Source organism: Marinomonas colpomeniae (genome assembly GCF_014803385.1).
In the GTDB taxonomy this organism is placed as follows: domain Bacteria; phylum Pseudomonadota; class Gammaproteobacteria; order Pseudomonadales; family Marinomonadaceae; genus Marinomonas; species Marinomonas colpomeniae.
In genome coordinates, this window is the sequence record NZ_JACYFC010000004.1 from 19092 (window position 1) to 39658 (window position 20567).

The 20567-nt window shown below is 40.9% G+C and carries 14 protein-coding genes and 3 tRNA genes; 10 read left to right on the forward strand and 7 right to left on the reverse strand.

Annotated features, from left to right (window positions below; genetic code table 11):
• Window positions 1–38: 38 nt before the first annotated feature.
• The 5 genes from IF202_RS12175 to IF202_RS12195 all read left to right on the forward strand — a co-directional run bounded on the left by IF202_RS12175 (window position 39) and on the right by IF202_RS12195 (window position 4477).
• Window positions 39–1814: a SulP family inorganic anion transporter gene (locus tag IF202_RS12175; RefSeq protein ID WP_191595196.1), complete on the forward strand. Its 1776-nt coding sequence runs from the start codon at window positions 39–41 to the stop codon at window positions 1812–1814.
• A gap of 730 nt (window positions 1815–2544) precedes the next feature.
• Window positions 2545–2621 (forward strand) — tRNA-Asp (locus IF202_RS12180).
• A 52-nt stretch (window positions 2622–2673) separates the two neighbouring features.
• Window positions 2674–2749, forward strand: a tRNA-Val gene (locus tag IF202_RS12185).
• Window positions 2750–2819: 70 nt separating this feature from the next.
• Window positions 2820–2896: transfer RNA gene (locus IF202_RS12190), tRNA-Asp, on the forward strand.
• Window positions 2897–3313: 417 nt separating this feature from the next.
• A complete protein-coding gene (locus IF202_RS12195) occupies window positions 3314–4477 on the forward strand; it encodes a hypothetical protein (RefSeq protein ID WP_191595197.1) in 1164 nt (387 codons plus the stop codon).
• A 72-nt stretch (window positions 4478–4549) separates the two neighbouring features.
• On the opposite strand, the gene IF202_RS12200 is transcribed toward IF202_RS12195, so the two are convergent.
• Complete coding sequence (locus tag IF202_RS12200) at window positions 4550–5497, reverse strand: LysR substrate-binding domain-containing protein (protein ID WP_191595198.1); 948 nt, start codon at window positions 5495–5497, stop codon at window positions 4550–4552.
• A 219-nt stretch (window positions 5498–5716) separates the two neighbouring features.
• Here IF202_RS12200 and IF202_RS12205 point away from each other — a divergent pair, with 219 nt between their 5' ends.
• The 3 genes from IF202_RS12205 (at window position 5717) to IF202_RS12215 (ending at window position 8165) form a co-directional block, all read left to right on the forward strand.
• Window positions 5717–6682 carry an NAD(P)-dependent oxidoreductase gene (locus IF202_RS12205; protein WP_191595199.1) on the forward strand — a complete coding sequence of 322 codons (966 nt, stop codon included), beginning with the start codon at window positions 5717–5719 and terminating at the stop codon, window positions 6680–6682.
• A 626-nt stretch (window positions 6683–7308) separates the two neighbouring features.
• Window positions 7309–7620, forward strand: coding sequence for a hypothetical protein (locus IF202_RS12210; RefSeq protein ID WP_191595200.1), 312 nt, complete (start codon window positions 7309–7311; stop codon window positions 7618–7620).
• A 224-nt stretch (window positions 7621–7844) separates the two neighbouring features.
• Window positions 7845–8165: a hypothetical protein gene (locus tag IF202_RS12215; RefSeq protein ID WP_191595201.1), complete on the forward strand. Its 321-nt coding sequence runs from the start codon at window positions 7845–7847 to the stop codon at window positions 8163–8165.
• A gap of 171 nt (window positions 8166–8336) precedes the next feature.
• On the opposite strand, the gene IF202_RS12220 is transcribed toward IF202_RS12215, so the two are convergent.
• From IF202_RS12220 to aldA, 4 genes are all read right to left on the reverse strand, one after another.
• Complete coding sequence (locus tag IF202_RS12220; RefSeq protein ID WP_191595202.1) at window positions 8337–9758, reverse strand: aldehyde dehydrogenase family protein; 1422 nt, start codon at window positions 9756–9758, stop codon at window positions 8337–8339.
• 166 nt (window positions 9759–9924) lie between these two features.
• Window positions 9925–11541 (reverse strand): GMC family oxidoreductase, encoded by a 1617-nt coding sequence (locus tag IF202_RS12225; RefSeq protein ID WP_191595203.1) that lies wholly within the window; start codon window positions 11539–11541, stop codon window positions 9925–9927.
• A 69-nt stretch (window positions 11542–11610) separates the two neighbouring features.
• The gene (locus IF202_RS12230) at window positions 11611–12828 is read right to left on the reverse strand and encodes a mandelate racemase/muconate lactonizing enzyme family protein (protein WP_191595204.1); all 1218 of its coding nucleotides are present in this window, start codon (window positions 12826–12828) and stop codon (window positions 11611–11613) included.
• Between the two features lie 34 nt (window positions 12829–12862).
• The gene (gene aldA, locus IF202_RS12235) at window positions 12863–14287 is read right to left on the reverse strand and encodes an aldehyde dehydrogenase (RefSeq protein ID WP_191595205.1); all 1425 of its coding nucleotides are present in this window, start codon (window positions 14285–14287) and stop codon (window positions 12863–12865) included.
• 321 nt (window positions 14288–14608) lie between these two features.
• On the opposite strand from aldA, the gene IF202_RS12240 reads away from it, so the two are divergent.
• Both IF202_RS12240 and IF202_RS12245 read left to right on the forward strand, forming a co-directional pair.
• A complete protein-coding gene (locus IF202_RS12240; protein WP_191595206.1) occupies window positions 14609–15373 on the forward strand; it encodes an IclR family transcriptional regulator in 765 nt (254 codons plus the stop codon).
• A 324-nt stretch (window positions 15374–15697) separates the two neighbouring features.
• On the forward strand, window positions 15698–17002 hold the full coding sequence (locus IF202_RS12245; RefSeq protein WP_191595207.1) for an OmpP1/FadL family transporter: 1305 nt from the start codon (window positions 15698–15700) through the stop codon (window positions 17000–17002).
• 92 nt (window positions 17003–17094) lie between these two features.
• Here IF202_RS12245 and IF202_RS12250 read toward each other — a convergent pair whose 3' ends face one another.
• Complete coding sequence (locus tag IF202_RS12250) at window positions 17095–19347, reverse strand: GGDEF domain-containing phosphodiesterase (RefSeq protein ID WP_191595208.1); 2253 nt, start codon at window positions 19345–19347, stop codon at window positions 17095–17097.
• A 110-nt stretch (window positions 19348–19457) separates the two neighbouring features.
• Window positions 19458–20564, reverse strand: a complete 1107-nt coding sequence (locus tag IF202_RS12255; RefSeq protein WP_191595209.1) for a DUF1513 domain-containing protein — start codon at window positions 20562–20564, stop codon at window positions 19458–19460.
• Between the last annotated feature and the right edge of the window lie 3 nt (window positions 20565–20567).

Genomic DNA, 20567 nt, shown 5'->3' on the forward strand with positions numbered 1-20567 from the left:
GCCTTTGAAACCGCCATTTTTATTTTTTGGAATTCTTGATGTTAACCTTTATTTATTCATTGCTACCTTTTTTACGTTGGTCAAAAGACGTTAATCAAGAGACTCTTAAAGCAGATGTAATGGCGGGTATTACGGGTGCTATTTTGGTCTTACCTCAAGGCGTGGCGTACGCTTTGATTGCCGGTTTACCGCCAGAGTTTGGCCTTTATACCGCGATCGTCTCGGCGACGTTTGCATCTTTTTTTGGTAGTTCAATGCACATGATATCGGGGCCAACCGCGGCGTTATCGATTGTTGCTGCAACGGTTATCACCAGTGTCACTGCGGATATTTCTGTTGATAACAGCGCGGTTGATTATATTACTCTGATGATCACACTGACTTTCATGGTAGGTGTTATTCAGTTGGCTTTGGGCTTCTTGAATTTTGGTGTCTTGGTTAATTTTATTTCGCACTCTGTCGTACAAGGTTTTACGTCTGGCGCTGCGGTTATTATTGCGGCAAGCCAGATGAAAAATTTATTGGGCTTTCAAGTCGAAAGCAATGGCACCTTGATGAGCTACATCATGGGGGTGCTGGACAATATCAAAGAAACGAACATAACCGCGTTAAGTATCGGATTAGTTACTGTGGCCATTGCCTTCATGTTTAAACGATATGTGAAGCGCGTTCCTTATTTGTTAGGCGCGATGGTGTTGGGTGCTTTGCTGTGTTTCCTGATTGATGGCGCAGTAAAAGGCGTTTTCTTATTAGATGAATTGTCTGGGACGTTACCGCCTTTTCGTTTGCCTAGCTTCGATTCTGATGTTTTGTCAGTTTTGCTTTCAGGCGCATTTGCTGTGGCACTGTTGGGCTTGATTGAAGCGGCGTCTATTGCGAGAAGCATTGCCATGCGATCAAAACAGCAGATAGAAGGCAATCAAGAGTTTATCGGGCAGGGTGTGTCTAATGTGATCGGTGGTTTTTTATCTTGTTATCCAAGTTCTGGGTCTTTTACTCGTTCAGGAGGCAACTACGACGCAGGTGCAAAAACACCGTTGGCGAGCCTTTTTTCTGCTCTTCTTGTTATTTTATTTGTCCTGTTTATTCCTTCCATCACTCGATTCATTCCTGTGCCTGTGATGGCAGGAAGCATTATTGTTATCACGTGGAATCTTTTTGATGTAAAAGGCTTTATAGAAACCCTTAAGTCAGAGAAAGCGGAAGTCATCACTTTTTTAGGGACGTTTGTTTGTACTTTATGCATTCAATTAGAGTTCGCCATTTATGTAGGCGTTTTGATTTCGATCGGTTGTTATCTGCATAAAACATCACGACCTAAAGTGACCTTAGTGGCGCCTCTTGTGAGTGATGAAGGCAAGCGACGAATAAGAAACGTTGCTCGATACGCATTGCAGGAATGTCCTGAGGTGAAAATGATTCGAGTAGATGGTTCTATATTCTTTGGTTCCTCCGAACATCTGCAAAAGTCCCTGCAAGGGCTAGGCGATAAAGGTCACGATAAAGTCATTGTCATCTCAAAAGGCATTAACTTCATTGACGCAACAGGTCAGCACATGCTGATTAATGAGATAGAGCGCATTGAAAAGAAGGGCGGAAGGATAATTTTCAGTTCTTTAAAAGGCAATGTGTGTGATGACTTGGAGAAAACAGAGCTTAAAAATCAGCTAGATGATGACCGATTGTTTGATACCACTTCTCAAGCCATAAGCGACATGATTCAACACATTAGTGCTGAATCATGTACTGCTTGTACATCAAGAGTGTTTCATGATTGCCCTGTGATTAAAAAAAGGCAGCGATGTACTTTATAAGTCTATTTCTAAATATTTTTTCGACTTAATAAATTCGGTTATAGACTTCACAGTGTTACTAGGAAGTAGTTGTTTTGAACTTGGCTGGTGGCATGTCAGCTTTATGCTAATTCGTTTTTATTTTCTATTAATGAATAGGTTGATTTTGGTTATTAAAAAATACCTTCTAGAAATGCTTATCTGGCTATTAAAAAGTAAATGGTCTCATGTGAGATATCTATTCTGATACTTCTTAACTTTTACCCCCTACGAGTCAATTATAGGCGGAAGCAGTGATAAACAAAGCGCACGTCTTTCACAGTAGGAAGTTTTAAGACATTAGCGAAGATAATACTCGATGCTAAAATCATCGTAGCCGAAGTGGCCATAAGGAAGGTTTTAGCAGAACTTAACTCCTTAAATCTTGCGATATTGTAAGCTTGAAAAACAAATAAACGCTGCCTAAATTGAATTTAATATGCATGCGAATAAGCCTCTTGCATGAAATGCTAGATTGCCAACAGCAAGTTAAAATGGTTTCATTTTTACTTTGGAAGCATCAAAAATGGCTTTATATTTCTATTTTTATGAGGGTTAATATTGGTACAACGCACACTGTAAAAAAATAGACGAATGATTTTTTAAAAAACGTTAGACATTATCTTTAGTTGGTGTAATATACGCCTCGTCTTGAAGCGAAGGTCATTTCTACTTAGGAAGCAATGACTTAAAAACAGTTCAGGATTGTGTTGGAGTGGTAGTTCAGTTGGTTAGAATACCTGCCTGTCACGCAGGGGGTCGCGGGTTCGAGTCCCGTCCATTCCGCCATTACTTATCTAAGCAATAAGTAAGAGGTTAAGAAAAGAGTTTAGCTTAAAATGGGTGTGTAGCTCAGTTGGGAGAGCGTCGCCCTTACAAGGCGAATGTCGGGAGTTCGAACCTCTCCACACCCACCACTAACTAGACAGTGGGTTTGTTTTTATTTCTGCAGAGAATTAAAAATAAACAAAAGTCCTAGATTGTGTTGGAGTGGTAGTTCAGTTGGTTAGAATACCTGCCTGTCACGCAGGGGGTCGCGGGTTCGAGTCCCGTCCATTCCGCCATTATCTTTCTTTTAGTGACTAAGAAAGAGAGTTAGCAAATAATAATGTATCAAATCGTGACAGTATTACTCATTTAGTTAAATTAAAAATTTCATACCTCTATTATCCTATCTAGTAAATTCTCTATATCAATTACCAATTTTTTTATATTCTTTTTCTTATATTTTTCTACCACCGATTTTCTATCTAGCGAAAATTAACAGTAAACCACAAACCGTTCAAAAACTGATGCTAGAAGCAACCCTGAGCGCGCGTCAATTTTTTAATTCTCGTTTATGTCGTTTTACAGATTAACTCCAAAAGAATACTACGAAATGAAGTCGTTTTAGAGCCAATAATGGAATGTTTAAATTCTCTTGTCTGAATTATGGTAAATTGATTTAAAGGAAAGGTAACTGATACTTAAAGGCTGTGAAGATGATGAATTTCGTGAAGAGCAATCGAGATATGTTAGCGGTTATGTTTTTGGTTCTGATCTGTTGGTTTGGTTTTATTGACCAATACGCAGAGGAATACATTAACGCTTCTATTGCGACGTCTTTAGTATCATTTGGAATTGCAAAAGGCTTTAATGCAACGGTTTCTGTGTTGTCTACGATTACTTTGCAAGCGCCATTTGTCGGTTCTATCCAGATCGGTGAGTTGCTTGATCCATTGAATGATTTGGTAGAAGACTTTTCTACCATCATGAAATATTCAATCTCTTCTTTATTGATTCAAAAGCTCATTGTCGAAATACTGCAAACGATTCATTTCAAGATCTTCCTAACCCTTTCTGGTCTGGCTTTTATTGCCACAAAATACATGTTTAAAGAACGTCGAGTGTTTACTTACAAAGTGTTTGTATTTGCCTTAGCGTGCAAGTTTTCGATTGCGCTGGTGGCGATTGCGACGAGTTTTGTCGACAGTGCGTTTTTGAATGAATCGATAGAAAAAGAAAATAACGTATTAAACACCTTTCCTGTTTCTGCTTCAAAATTGAATCAAAGCTTTGATTTAACCAGTGAGATCAAGCAGCAAATCAAATTGGATATGGATCTTAAAGAAGAACAAATACAGCTCCTTTCTGTTGAGATAGATACCTTAAAGGAAGACAAACGCATTACGGAATCTGATCTTGTTGAAATAGAAAGTCGACTTGATGAGCAATCAGCTGAATCTTCAATGATCAATAATTTAATAAACCCATCTGATGAGCTAAAACGATTGCAGCAAAAGCGAAATGTATTACGTCATGAACTCTATATGATCGAAAGTGATATGAGAGACATTCAAAATGACATGAAAGGTCATCAAAATGATTATGAATCACTAAAAGAGCAGTATAAAAATGATAATGTTAGTACTCTTCAGAATTTGAAGAATGGCTTTAATAACTTAGCCTTTGCTGCGAAAAACAAGATCGTGGGTTTTGTTGATTCTCTGAATTTGGCGATGGATAATTTCTTAAATCTTATGGCTTTGTTTATCTTTAAAACCATGATTATTCCTGTCGTGTTTTTATTGGGAATGTACAAGGTATTTAAGATGATCTGGGGTATAACGCCAGCCACGACAATAAGAAAAATTCGTGCCTCATAAGACGATTTAAAGCAGACATAAGACCATTTGAAGCAGAAAGGTACGCGTTTCACTGACTATGGATTTATGATGTTAAGATGCTTGAGCCACTAGCCAGTCAATAAACGCTTTTGCGCGTTTATCCTTTGTTAGGTTCTTATGACAAACAATTCCCCATTCCCCCAGTCCTTTAGTGTAGTGATGTATCGGCACAACCAAACGTCCTGTAGCGAGGTCATTGTCTGCAAAAGGGCCATTCACTAAGGCGATACCTTCTCCGACAACGGCCATTTCCAGCGCAGCGGCGAGCGTATCTACTTCAAGGATTTTGGGGTTAAGCTCTTGCTGTGATACCTGTACATTGGCCGATTCAAACCAATCTATCCAAGTCCAATATTTGTCTTCCGTATACACAGAAATAAGTGGATAACGGGGTAGGTCTTTCGGCTGAATATCTTGTGGTAGTGTGGTGAAAAATTCAGGGCTACAGACAGGAAAAACCTGAGACTGAAAAAGAGGTTGCCAGCTAAGATGATCAGGTAAGGGTTGAGTCTTACAAATAATCCCAATATCGGCGTGTTTTTCGTCAAAATTCCAGTCAGCGTTGTAGGTGCTGACTTGCAAACGGATGTCTGGATTTTGCTTTTTAAACTTAGGCAATCGAGGTGCAAGCCAACGAATTGAGGTAGTGATATAGGTCTGAATTCTAAGCGCAGGTTGACTGGTATTATCTCTAATTTCTTCTGACCCTGTGATCAATATATCAAGCGCTTTTCGTACAAATTGATAATACTGTTTTCCAGCTTCCGTGAGCTGAATATGTCGGCCTTCTCGTGTAAACAGTTTGCTTGCAAGGCTGGCTTCTAGAGTTTGTATTTGATGGCTGATTGCAGGATGAGTCAGGTTTAACTCTTCTGCCGCACCACGCACGCTAGACAGTCTTGCTGCTGCTTCAAAGCCTTTTAATGCTTTCAATGGCGGAAGCTTACGTAGATCCATTTTCTCAAAGTGTTTTTCATTTTGCTGATCGTCAGTATCCACGTTTGTCCTGCCATGTCTGTTTTAGCGTTACGCTAGTGTCTTTTTTTCTGCTCACCATGAGTATAAATGATTGGAAATATTTTTTTACCAAAGCCCTCAAAAAAAATCAATTTTTAAGCAAGAAGCCGATGGTTAACCTGTGATGAGTTATTCATGTGGTTTTCCTTTTTCGCTTAAGGCAAAGGAAGAGTCACTCATTTAGATTGAAGGGGCGTCATTATGCAAGTCGGTTTTATTGGATTAGGAAATGTAGGTGGTCAATTAGCAGGTAGCTTGTTGCGTAACGGCTTGGATGTCATGGTGCGCGATCTTGATGATGCCTTAATGGCGACATTTAAAGAGAAAGGTGCCTTAGTTGCAGGCTCTCCAAAAGAACTCGCTGCAGCCTGTGATGTTGTGATCACCTGTTTGCCTTCTCCTGCGGTTTGCTCCCATGTTATGGAAGCCGACGACGGCGTGATTGCTGGTATTAAAGCAGACGCTGTTTGGTTAGAAATGAGTACCACAGACGAAGCTGAAATTCGTCGTATTGCTGAAAAAGTACAAGCTAAAGGCGCGTTAGCAGTAGATTGTCCTGTGTCTGGTGGTTGTCACCGTGCGGGAACCGGTAACATCTCAATCTTCGCGGGTTGTGAGCGCAGTGCATTTGATAAAGTCTTGCCAATCCTAACTACTATGGGTCGTCGAGTCATTCATACGGGTCCATTAGGCAGTGCGTCTAAACTAAAAATTATTACTAACTACTTATGCAGTGTTCATTTGCTTGCTTTGTCTGAAGCCTTAACTTCTGCACAAGTCATGGGCTTGGACATGAACGTAACTTACGAGGCGATCAAAGCGTCTTCTGGTAACTCGTTTGTGCATGAAACGGAATCTCAAGTTATCTTGAACGGTAGCCGCGACATCAGCTTCACATTGGATCTAGTATCAAAAGACGTAGGTTTGTTCGACGAAGTTGCGAAACGCCACGGCTTACCACTAGAACTTGCCCCGCTTGTTGTTGACATTTTTAAGGACGGCCAAGCACGTTACGGCGACCGCGAGTTCTCACCAAACATCATCCGTCGTCTAGAAGACGCCTGTGGTGTTAAAGTACTAGGCAAAGGCTTCCCAGCACAAATGGTTGATGATGAGCCAGAAGAACCGGGCTACGAAGTAAAAATCCCATTCCGTAGCGATTACTAAAACCTACCGAATAAGCAGATAAAAAACGTCTGCAAACCACACGAAAAGGCGGCTTTAGAAATAAAGCTGCTTTTTTATGCTCTAAATTTCTCGTTCCCATGCTCCTGCGTGGGAATATTGACCCTGACTTGGAATTCGACGATCTTGTTGAAATGTGAAAAAACCAAACCCCACCGCTCGACATTACTTTTCTACATTGCCGTTTGATCTCGCTCAAGGGCTTTGCTTTGTCTCACATTATTTCTTTACATAAGTTTATTATCGACGCAAAGGGTCGAACCCCTTTTTGCCTTCGAAACCTCCTGATCACAGAAGCACTAATCAACAAGGGCTTTGACCCTGACTCGATTTTTCATTCAGACTAATGCGACAGCCTAACATGTATGCATAGACAGTTTATTTTTCATTCAGACCATTATTTGCGCGTTTAGCCATTTTAAATAATTTATTTTTTGCGTGTTTGTACTGGCAGAAAATGAAAAGCCTTACTAAGATCAACTATTAAGAATTCACCGTATTGAGATAATAGACGGTGCCATAGATGTTATGCATAAAAGTTTCCGAAGTTGCGGAGCGTGATGGGGGTGCTATCCGTATTTCAACTCCCTCAAAATTTGGAGGAATCTATGAGTGTTGAAACATTTAGTACTGAAGGTCTAAGCGCAGATAGTTTGAAGGATGATATTGTTTTAAAAGCTTTAGATGCTGCGCAAAAAGTTCTAGAGGATGCCGGTCTCGGAGACGAGTTTTATGCGGCATCGTTGGAGATCAGCGAAATTCCTGGCGATGTCAAGGCGGAAGCCGCTGCTGCTGGCTGTGGTTATAGACGAGTTTGTGACGGGTCTAGACGAGTGTGCGATTGGTACACCGATGCTCAAGGCAATCGCTGGAGAAGGTGTTATTCAGTTCCAGTATGTAGAATGGTTCCAAACTGCTAGCGAGAGTGCATAACAAAACAATACAGCCGACCGCTAACGCGTCGGCTGATTGTGGCGTTGAGGCTGTAGAATTACTCTTTTTTAAGAAAAGTAGCCTGTTTTATGGGAGTGAAATGTATTACCTAATGCCTTAAAACCTCTTAGAATTGATCTCAGGGACTCGTTTTTTAGCTGAATTTAGCTGTTCGAGTAATTCTACAGCCTCGTTATGTTTTTAGGACACTATGGAAGCACATAAATATATTTTACAATACTTAATTGATAATCCGGACATAAAATCCATCAATGAAACTTCTGATATCGATGTGACGATTCTTAAGGATTTGATTCAATCAGGTTTAGTTAACGGAGCTAATGCTTGTTCAGATGATGGCTATTGCTTTCTTGAACCAAGAATTAGTCTTAGCGGTCGTGAATGGCTGGCATCATTTGATTCTCAAGTTAATTCCACTAAATCTACAGAGGATATAGTGGAATTAAAGCCAAACTTTTTTGGGTTAGGTGTAAACCTGAATGCGTTATTTCGTTGCTTTAGGCGCAAATAAAAAAATAACAATAAATTAAACAAGGACAAAAAACAGTTTGCTGTTTTTCATTCCTCAAACATTATAGCCAACTATAATTTTCCGCTTATGTAAGCATTAAAAAGGCGATCTTAGATATCTAAGGTCGCCTTTTTAATATTTTAGAGCGATGCACCAAACTTGAAACTCGATTTAACAAATAATCGCTTTGATTTCTATGTATTCTTGTAGGGATTCTTCTCCCCATTCACGGCCATTACCAGACTGTTTCACACCGCCGAAAGGGGCGTGCATAGAGAAGTAAGCGCCTTGGATGTAGCATTGGCCCGCTTCTAGACGTGCGGCAATAGGTAGGGCGGCGGCTTTGTCTTTAGCGTAGACGCCAGAGGATAATCCATATTGGCTGTCGTTGGCGATTTCAATCGCTTCTTCTATGTCGTCGTATTCCATAATGCATAACACGGGCCCGAAGATTTCCTCTTGGCCAATGCGCATGTGTTTAGTGACTTTGGTGAAGATGGTTGGTTTGATGTAATAACCTTTGCTTACGTTCGTAGGTCGCTCAATGCCACCCACTAGTAATTCAGCGCCTTCTCTTATACCAAGCTGAATATAGTCTTTTACAATCTGGTATTGATTTTCAGAAGCGAGTGGCCCCATGGTGGCATCGGCTTGGTAAGGGTCTGCGACCACTTGTTCCAATGCTGCTTCTTTAGCGCTTTTGATCACTTCTTGATAACGGCTTGTAGGGACTAGCATGCGTGTTAGGGCGTTACAGGTTTGGCCTGTGTTCGCCATCACATCTTCTACCCCATAACGAACCGCTGCATCGATGTCGGCGTCTTCGGTGATGATGTAGGCAGATTTTCCACCCAGTTCTTGGCACACGCGTTTCACGCTGGATGCGGCGTTTTTCGCTACTTCAATGCCAGCACGGGTGGAACCAGTGAAAGAGATCATATTGATTTTTGGGTGCTGTGCCATGATTGGACCAATTTCGAATCCATAACCAAAAACAAGGTTGAACACGCCAGCAGGTAAACCTACTTTATAACAAATTTCCGCCATAATGAGATCGGCCAGTGGGGTTTGTTCGGCTGGTTTTTCTATCACGGTGCAGCCTGCGGCTAATGCTGGAGCAAGCTTGCCAACAAGCTGGTGAAGAGGGTAGTTCCAAGGATTAATCAGCGCGCACACCCCAATAGGTTGTTTGGTCAGGAGAATGTTTTCTCTTTCTTCTATTTTATCCATGGTCTTGATGGCAAGCTCGCCATAATAACGCATAGCGTCAATGGCGCAGTCTAAATGGTAGGCACCAACTAGATGAGCAGGGCAACCCATGCTGACAACGTGCGCTTCGACCAAGTCGTCATAGCGAACTAGCATTTCATCGGCGATGGCGTTTAGGTATTTGGCTCGTTCTGAAACGGGTGTGTTTGACCAAGCTGGAAAGGCTTTATTTGCGGCATCAACTGCAAGTTCAACATCTGCCGTTGTCGCCATTGTAACGTGTGCAACGCTATCTTGTGTTGCTGGATTAATGAGTGAGAATTTATTTTGGCCTTGGAGTGGATGCCAATTACCATCAATGTAGGCGTGATCAAGCTGTTTCATAACAGAGTTCTCCTTATTGGGAGTAAGACATTAATTAAAGTTAAGTTAGTGTTTTGCTAAAGGTGCAACAATTGATTTTTTTCTGCGGTATCGGTAAGAAAAATTAACCGTTATTAGTAAGGGTGTAGAATGAGAAGTATCAATTTGAAGCCCATTGATGAAATGCTTAAGTGTGGTCATGTAACACCATGTCGGCGCCTTTTTCGGCGACCATCATGACTGGCGCATTAATATTACCCGAGGTAATGTTAGGGAAAATAGACGCATCGATGACTCTTAACCCTTTTATGCCGTGGACTTTTAACTCATGGTTTACAACATGTAAATTGGAGTCTGGCCCCATGGCGCAGGTGCCACATAAATGATAAATAGAACCACTGTTTTCACGGCAGTATTTCATTATAGAGTCATCGTTATTTACCGTATCACCAGGGGTCACTTCTTCAACGGTGATTTTTTGTAAGGCGGCGGTCTTAATAAATTGACGAATTAATTTGCAGCCTTGAAGCATTTCTTGTTGATCTTTTTCGGTAGACAGATAATTTGGTTGAATCACTGGCGCATCGCTTGGCATGGCCGACGCTATTTTAACTGAGCCTTTACTGGTTGGACGACAGGCATTAAAGGCCATTAAAAAACCAGAATAAGGCTCGGGTTTTAAACTGGCATTTGGGTCATTGGGGATTTTATAAGACATGGGGTTAAAGTAGAGCTGAATGTTTTCCTGCTCTTCTTGCTCGCTGCCTTTAAAGAACCCACCAGCTTGATTCACACTGAGGGAAAGCGGCCCTTTACGGTATAAAGCGTATTGAATGCCGGCTTTAACTTGGCCGATTAAGGAGCGAAAGTCGTCATTGAGAGTTTTAATATTCGATTTGAAGTAATAACTGACACAATGGTGATCTTGTAAATTTTCACCCACCGCAGGTAAGGCGTTGACGAGCTTGATGCCATGTTGTTTGAGTAACTCTGGCTCACCAATGCCAGAGAGTTGCAGCAGCTTAGGAGAGTCAACCGCACCCGCACAAAGTAGCACTTCCTTTGTTGCGTGGAACTGAGTGATAGTGCCATGTATATTGGCTTCGACACCCATCGCGTTATGGTTGTCATCGATCAAAACCTTTTCTACTTGAACAACGGTTTTGACGGTTAGGTTGTGTCGGCTGCGTGCGGGTTTTAAATAAGCGGCGTTGCTTGAGGCGCGAACACCGTTGCGAATGTTCGCTTCATAAATGCCGGCACCCGCAAACTCTTTACCATTAAAGCCATCATTGATGGGGAGGTTTAATTCTGTTGCTGCATTTAAAAAATGATTACAAATAGGGTGTGCACCCTGTTTCATTTGTGTGATACCAATTAACCCTTTGCTGGAATGGTATTCCGTGTCGCCTTTTGGGTGTGACTCTAATTTTTTAAAATAGGGTAATACCTCTTTATAGCCCCAACTTGGGTTGCCTGCGGCTTCCCAATCGTCAAAATCAACAGGGTTTCCGCGGACATAAATCATCGCATTGATGGAACCTGAACCGCCTACTACTTTACCTCTTGGTGCATACAGAGAGCGACCGTTCATACCCGGTTCGGGTTGCGTGTAATACATGTAATTGTAAGTAGGATTGTAGTAAGTCTTTGCAAACCCCACTGGCAGTTTTATCCAAGGCGATCGATCTTCTGGCCCCGCCTCTAATAATAAGACAGAAAACTGCCCTGATTCACTAAGGCGATTTGCCAGAATACAGCCAGCTGATCCTGCTCCAACAATAATAAAATCGTACTTATTCATCTAAATGATTACTCGCCTTTAAACTATGAATAGATCGCACACTATCAAGGGCTTTCTGTGGTATTGACGTTAATACGTGCCAGCGCTTTGCTTTTTAGTATCGTAAGGTTTTGGGTCCATCTGCAAATGCAGACGTTTGCCTTTGTAAGGTGAGTTGGCTTTCACCACGTCCATATTCAATTCAATACCTAAGCCCGGCTTGTCAGAAGGAATGATACAACCATCGTGCCATTCGATTTTCTCTTGCAGTACTTCCGCATGGAAGCCATCCCAAGTACCGATGCTTTCTTGAATCAAAAAGTTAGGGGTAGCCGTTGCCAATTGAATACTGGCAGCGGCACCAACAGGGCCGTTATACAAATGTGGGGCGATTTGCACATAATGGGCTTCTGCCATGCCTGCGATTTTTTTAGCTTCTAAAATACCGCCCACACGACCGAGGTTCATTTGCAAAATCGCTGCGCCATCGTTCATCAACACATCGTGGAATTCGTATTTACTGGTGAGGCGTTCCCCAGTAGCGACTGGGATACTGGTTTGGCGAGCAACCTTGCCCATGGCTTTGTTGTTACCAGGTGGGACGGGCTCTTCAAACCATAATGGATCGTAAGGTTCGAGTTGTTTAGCAAGACGGATCGCGCCTGCTGGTGTCATTTGCCCGTGAGTGCCAAACAATAAATCACAGTTGGTGCCGACGGCATTGCGTATTTCACGACAAAATGCGACGCTTTTTTCAATGTCTTTGAGTGATAGCTGATGACCAGAGTAAGCCGTATAAGGGCCAGCAGGATCAAATTTCAGCGCGGTAAACCCCATTTCCATGTTTTTCACTGCGCATTTCACGGCGAGATCAAGATTGTCATAATCGTAATCACCGTTTTCGTCTTCTGGATACAAATAGGTGTAGGTACGAAGTTTGTCGTTTACCTTGCCACCAATTAATTCATACACAGGTTTGCCAGCGGCTTTGCCTATGATGTCCCAACAGGCCATTTCCAAACCACTGATAATGCCCATCATGGTTAGGTCTGGTCTTTGTGTGAAACCACTGGAATAGGCTTCGCGGAAGAAGCGTTCAATGTGATGAGGATCATGACCTTCTAAATACGTGGTAAATACATCGTCAATGGCGGAAGCCATCACATTAGGATGGAAGGTCGCAGCGTAGACTTCACCGACACCTTCGATACCGCATTGCGTTCGTAGTTGCACAAAGATCCAATACATACCACCAACATGAGGCGGCGGTGTGGCAACAACGTGTGTCTCACAAGAAATGATTTTCATGGGAATCCTCTAAGTCTGTGTTAGTAGTTCAGTGTTAGTAGTTCAGAACTACAAGGCGAGTTTGGGTAAATTCCAACATACCGTGTTTGCCATCGTCGCCACCTAACCCAGAACGTTTCCAGCCTGCGTGGTAGCCTTGATAAGGATCAGACGGTGTGCGGTTGATGTAAATTTCCCCCGCTTCTATGTTGTTCGCTACTTTCATTGCTGTACGGTAATTTTCGGTATAGATAACCGATGCCAAACCGAACTGGTGATCATTGGCCAATTCCAAGGCTTCATCAATGGTGCTGTAAGTTAAAACCGGTAACACAGGACCGAAAATTTCTTCTTGTACGATTTCCATGTCTTGACGGCAATTTGTAAGCAAGGTCGGCGGGTAAAAATGCCCTTCGCCTTCAGGAATATAGCCACCAATTTCCAATTGAGCTCCGTCGTCAATCGCGCGCGCAACCATCTGATGAATGTTGATGCGAGCGGCTTTATTGACCAAAGGCCCCATTAGCGTTGGGCTGTTTTTACGATTGCCAAACTCTCTTGCGGTGAATTCGGCTTTTAATAGGGTGATGAATTCGTCATAGATGGATTCGTGAACATAAAGTCGTTCTACTGCGGTACAAAGCTGACCACAGTGAGTGGTTTTAGACGCGACGATTTCTTTGGCGGCTTTCGCTAGATCGGCATCTGCTTCGACAATCGCTGGCGTTTTACCGCCAAGCTCAAGGGACACTTTGGCAATGTTTACTTGTGAGTATTCCAGCGCTTTACGACCTGCACCAACGCTACCCGTTAACGTAATCATGCCGACTTTTGGGTGAGTACAAACAATTTCAGCTGTTGCATGGGACATGGTTAAGATGTTGATCACACCTTCTGGGAAACCCGCAAGCTGAACCGCTTTGGCAATTTCGAAGGCAGAAGACGGCGTATTGTTACTCGGTCGCACAATGACACTGTTGCCTGTGATAAGGGCCGGTGCGATCTTACGAAGCAAGGTGTAAACAGGGAAATTAAACGGGATTAGGCAAGCAACAACGCCAATAGGCTCACGCTGTAATAACAAGTTTTCTGATGGTGTATCGCTTGGAATGATTTCGCCTTCAATGCGGCGCGCCCACTCAGCGTGATAGCGAGTGATGTCTCCCGCATAAATGGCTTCATTGGTGGCGTCTTCTAGACTTTTACCTGACTCTTCGGCCAACGCTTTACCAATAGCAGGGCTAAGCGTCACCAAGGCATCTGCCAGTTTATGCAAATACTGACCACGTTCTACGCTCGTCAGTTTTCGCCATTTTTTTTGAGCAATACTAGCGGCATCGATGGCGGACAGCGCATCCGCTTCAGTAGCGGCTTGAGCGTTCGCAACGAGTTTTTCATTCGCTGGGTTGTAAACAGGAATCAGCTCTGCTTGATCAGAATGAATGAATTGATTTTTGATAAAGTTTGTATCGTTTCTCATGCGGCACCCCAAATGTATTTGTATGGATAGTAAGGAGCATAGATCAGGTGAGTCAAATTTATTTCTATAGGCGAAATATTATTTTTATATATGGAATTTATACTGTAAGATTATGATTATTAATGGCTTTATTAAATGATTTAATTTGTGATGATGAAAGAAAACGGTTCCTGTTGCTAATCTAGATCTGACTTATGATTTTTTTATTGGTTAGTGCCATCTCCAAACGAAATAAATGGCTATTTTTTTATGGTTTTTTAAAGAAGCTATTTTCCTACTCTTTATAATCTTTGTTTTTCTATATATGGAAATTTTGTAGCGATGAGTATTGAAAGGAATAAAACGCAAGCCCCTGCGGTTGACCATGCCGTTGCTATCATTAATTTGATTGCCGCATCTTCTTTTCCATTAACCTTGTCTGAGATTTGCAAACAAACCAATATCCCTGCGGCCAGTGCGCATCGAGTGATTAACTCCTTAGTTCAGCACCAAATGGTGTCTTTGGATCCACGTCGGAAACGTTCTTACAGTGTGGGTTCTCGTATATTTGAAGTGGCTTCCACCGTTTTTAGTAAGCAAAGTTTGATTCCTTTTTTCTACCCGATCGCTGAAATTCTAAAAAATGAAATTCATTTATCGATTTTGTTAAGCGTACCAGTAGGGAATCAAATGGTGGTGGTTTCTAAAGTAGAGCCTTTATTGGGTAACGCTTTTGATATTTACATCGGACAAACGATACGCATGCACGAATCGGCTTCTGGGAAGGCGCTGTTATCCATGCAAACGGATGAGTTTAGACAGAATTATTTTTCGCTCGATTCGGTGACAAATACACTGTCGAAAAGTGATAAAAAAGAAACGCTGAGTGAATTGGATCGGGCGGCTTTGTTGGGTTATTCCGTCAATTACGGTGAGTTTGATGGGCGCATCAGTACTATGGCTGCGCCAGTGATGAATTTACGCAATGAACCTGTGGCAGCGATTAGCATCGTGATAAAAAGTAAGGTGTTTGACCCTGCAGACGCACGCCAATATTCCAAAAACTTAGTGCAAGCGGCTCGACAATTATCATCAAGAATCATTTAAGGCTGGTTAGGACTTTTTATATGATGTTCTATTCACCATTATTAGTATAATAAAGCTTGAAAGAATTCACGAAAGAGTAATCTAAGGCTTATTAAGAGTGTTTATTATTTGAAATAAACTAAAACTAGTTTATTAGTTTTCCATTCTCAACTAGACCTTTTACTAAATAAAACTCTTGTCTTGTTTAGAAAAATACAAAATGTATTTTAAATACTGTGTGAGTTAGGTATTTATGCTGATAACGCTATGACGTGCTATTCTATAATCAAATGTATAATTTATTTAGGTATATAAAATATCTAATAAAAATAGTCTGGCTTATTTATGAAAACCTCTTCACAAAACTTATTTAAAGCAAGTGTCATTGCTGCTTCTGTAGCTGTAGCTTCATCGACTTACTCAGCAGGCTTTGCCCTTAATGACCATAGTGCAACGGCTTCTGGTAACGCTTTAGCAGGTGCTGCAGCATCAGGTGCTGATATCTCCTTTAGCTACTGGAACCCTGCTTTATTCCTAAATGCCTCAGAAACAACTGTATATGCGTCTGGTGCTTATGTAATGCCTAGTGTTGAGGCTACCGTCACATCAGCGAGTGGTGCATCAGCCTTAGGCTCTACTAACATTGGGGCAGACTCTTCCTCCGATTCTGTGTCCGATGCTTTAATTCCAGCTATTTATTTCGCAAAGCCCTTGTCGAGTAATACAGTCGCAGGAATTTCATTAAATGTACCTTTTGGACTTTCTGGTGATTATGGGGATGACTGGGCGGGGCGTTTTCACGGGACAGAAACAGGCATTCAAGATATTGCATTAAGTTTCACATTAGCGCATCAAATGAATAAACAACTCTCTATTGGGGCAAGTGTTCAATTACATGAAGCTGAAGTTATTCTGGCATCAGCTGTTGGAGCACCTGGTCTCGAAGGGGATGGAATTATTGAAGCAGATGCAACAGGTTATGGTTATAGTTTAGGTGCTTTATTTGAGCCAATGCAAGGAACACGAATTGGTGTTGGTTATCGCAGTAAAGTAGATTTTGATTTTGAGGGTGATATTACTTATACCGATGTAGATTCATTAAACTCAACACTTACTAGCTATGGCCTTGCAAATTTAGTTGATACTTCTGTCTCTGACTCTTTAACTTTTCCGTCAGTACTTACTATTAGTTTGGATCAAGAGCTAACAAAAAAACTGGTTCTTGGTTTAACCGCAATGAGAACGGGCTGGGATTCTATGGACGGCATCAATATAGACTTTGATAGTTCCCAAGATAACTCTGTATTGTCTTTTGGTTTTGAAAATAAATGGTTTTACTCCATCGGGCTTACCTATGATTATTCAGATAAATTAACCTTACGAACAGGTGTGGCAATGGATGATTCGCCAGTAAAAGATGAATATAGTTCAGCACGCACACCAGATGGAGATCGAAAATGGATTTCTGTTGGTGGAACGTATGACTTCAACGATATGAGCTCCGTAGCGTTTGCCTTTACTCACGTAATGATTGATGACGTTAATGTGAGTCGAGATGGCACAGGTGAGGACGCCTCTCGTGGTACTTTAGAGGCAGACTATGAGTCTAAAGCTAATGTATTTTCGGTTGCTATGAATATGGCGTTCTAATGTAACAACTTTAAATCACATAAAAAACAGAGCTCTAACGAATTCTGTTTTTTATGTGATTTTTCTAGGCTCTATATAGAGTATAGATTTAATTAATACACCATACGCAGCTCTTTAGCCTTTTCGTGATTACGAGCTGTCCAGTCAGACATAGGGGATGGTTTGCCGAAGTAATAACCTTGTAGGGTATGACAGCCTAATGCGATAAGCAGGGTTGCTTGTTCTTTGGTTTCTATGCCTTCTGCAATGACTTTCATATTTAATGATTCCGCTAGTTGTATAGTCGACTTAACAATATCAACATGGCGTTGGTCATTTGGTAAAGGGGAAATGAAACGGCGATCAATTTTTAAGATGTTAGCTGGAATATCAACAAGCTGACCCAAAGAGGCCTGTCCAGTACCAAAATCATCAATAGCAATGGAGAAACCATATTGCGATAAGCTTCTCAAGCGTTTATGAATCAGAGGGTTTGTCATAACGTAACTGGTTTCCGTAATTTCGAGTTCAAGCATTTTACTTAGCCAAGGCTTATCAGCTACTAATGTCATTAATAAAGCAAAGAAAGAATCGTTCATGAGTTCTTGACCTGCTAAGTTAAATGCGATTGGTGTATGTATATGTTCCTTATGCCATTCGGTTAGCGTTTCAACAAGTTCTCGTACTAAATTTACGGCAAGAAGAGAAAGAAGCCCCTGTTTTTCTGCAATTTTAATGAAAGTCATAGGAGGGACGTATTTACCATCGATCTTCCAACGGGCAAGTGCTTCAAATGAACATATGTGCCCATTTTGATTCACTTGAGGTTGAAGCCACATTTTTATTTCTTTATTTTTTATAGCAGAACTGAGTTTTAAGCCAAGCTCATGCTCTTTGATTAATTTATTTTCAAGTTCATGGTTATAGTAGGAAAGGTGCTCAGTGCTACTGGAGTACTCTAAAGCCATTTCACAATGTTCTAATAAAGTTTCTGCCGTATTTCCATCAGTATGGTAGTAGGAAATGCCCACTTGATAATCCATATTCAAAGGTCTGCCATCAACCTTAACTTGATCTGGCAAAATGGAATTAATGAACGCGGATAGATTTTTTTGAATAAGATGAGTTTGGTTTAATGGAACAAAACAAGCGAATTTGACGCCTCGTAATCGACCAATTATTGCCTGATCAGAAACGTTTTTCTGTAGTGCTTTTGAGAAATTTAAAATGATTTTGTTAGCGCTGTCTTTTCCATATTGTTTGTTGAGTAGCTTAAACTGACGAATGCGGATAATAAACATCGCGCCAGTTAAGTGTTTGCTAGGTTTATCAATAAGTTGATTTACTTGGCGGCAAAAATTTCTATGATTAGGTAGTAATGTTAGTAAATCAAAATGAGCCAGACGGCTGTTTGTTTGTTGAGTGTTTTCAAGTTCTTGCTGTATCGCATGTAATTGAGTGGTGTTTTGTAAATGTAAAACATAATGATTGTGCTTTGTTAAAGTGGCCCTTCGAATTTCTATATGAGTGCCTGTATTTGCTTTTAATGTACATTCTGCAACGTTGGACTGCCAGAATAGCTTACTGCTATTCTCAATAGGCGATAACCAATCAGATATTTTAGTGTCTGAAAAATCATTTTTTTCAACGGTTGCTAATAAATCTCGTGCTAGCTGATTAGTCTTAAGAAGTTTGCCATGCTGATCGCAGAATAAAGTCGGTGATCCTGTATTTTCAAAAAATTCTTCGTGTAACGCGTAGTTGTCATTTAGCTTTTTATAAAGTTCTTTCATGTGAATTGTGTTGCTTTCCAGAGTGTGGAAGATTCTAGAAACAGCAAGAGGTAGACCTATGTTTAGCGTAACAAATGTTAATAGTTGGAAATAGAACGAAGGTGTTGTATCTGGATTAGAGATATTCAAATATTCAGTTGTCATAAAGTAGAAAGGGTAAAGATTGATAACCATTGCTATTAAAGATGCTTTGAAACTGAATAATAAACGGATGACTAGAGGTAATGAATATAAAGAAATTAAGGCGTATTTTTTTGCGTCAAGTTGGTCACTAAGAGTTAATAGCAAGAAGCTTGTTGTTATTAGTGTTGCAGTAAATAAAACGGCGGTGATTTGTGTGTGTTTTTTACTAAAAAAAAGTAGCCCTATGAGCAATACAAGATAAAAACTATTAACCCCAAGAAAAGTAAGTGGTTTGGATGCAAAAATGGAGTGGACTTCTGAAACGGCAAAAATACAGACAGTAAGTGCAAGTAAAATCCTAAGTGCACTCTGATGAAATGCTTTGTCGTCACATCCAAAGGTGTGATTAGAATCAACAAAAAAATAGTTTTTTAAAAATTGTATAAACATTATTCAACTTTATATAATGGGAGAATAAAAACAGTAATTATTTAGAGCTAACTTCACATTACCTAAAAAGTGTTGGTTTGACTACGCTAGGCTCGAGTTTATAAGTGAAATTATGCAATGATTTGTCTCAGGTGATTATCCCAGTGAATGTTTGTATGTTTTTTGATCGGATTTGTTGTGCTTTGCACTGGATTGCTTTTTAATTGAGCACCAGTGCCGCTGGTTAATAAAAATTCATGTGCATTATCGGTTGCGACAAGTCCACACACATCCCGGCAGTTTTCTATGCCTAAAAAAGTTTTAGACTCTATATCCCAATAAGCCACTAAACCGCCTCTTGGTGTACTAATGGCCAATACCTTGCCTGATTTATCAAAGCAGACACTGCCACAGTATTGCTTAAAACGGATTCTAACGTTTTCTGGAATAGGCAAATACTCCATCTCTGGTTGATTAATACGAGATAGCCCAATTAAGGGAACTTGATCCCATACTTCACCTTGGTACTGAAAACCTAGTGCAACTATGCCTTGCGAATTTACATCAAGGTGACGAATACTTAACTGATGTAGCTCGTCACTATGAGAGGCTTGATTTATAACCTTGCCATCTATTAGTGAAAGGTAAGTGACATTTGGTTTCATACTGTCGAGATTTAATATTTCTCTGTCTTCATCTGGATGTGTTTTTAAACCACCATTAGCGATTACTAAAACATCATCGTTCAAAAAGACAGATTCATGAGGGCCAATACCATTACTATTGAATTCATTGAGCACATTACCACTAGGCCATTCACGAACAAAGATTTTGCCTTGCCCTGTTGGGTAATGATTTTCTTGAGTTAGTAGTCGAGTACCATTTTTTGTGAAAAGTGCATGGCCGTAAAAATGATGATCTTGCGTTGGCTCAATACGCTTGATTCTTTGATGAGTAGAAACATCAAAGAAATCGATAAAAAAACCAGGCCTGCGAGCAACAATACCAACAACACTTTGATTGGGATGGACAACAGGCGCGTGAGCTCTGTCTGTAAGGGGAGATGTCCATACCATCTCGCCATTATCATCAAAAACACCAAAAAAATGTTCTTGCTTGCTCAGAGAGTAGGCAGAAGCGAAAAGTATTTTACCTGTGTTTTTTTGTATCATGCTTGCCCATGAAGGTGCTGTAACCATAGCACCACTCAAGGCAAGAAAAGACCGCCTTGATAGCATGGG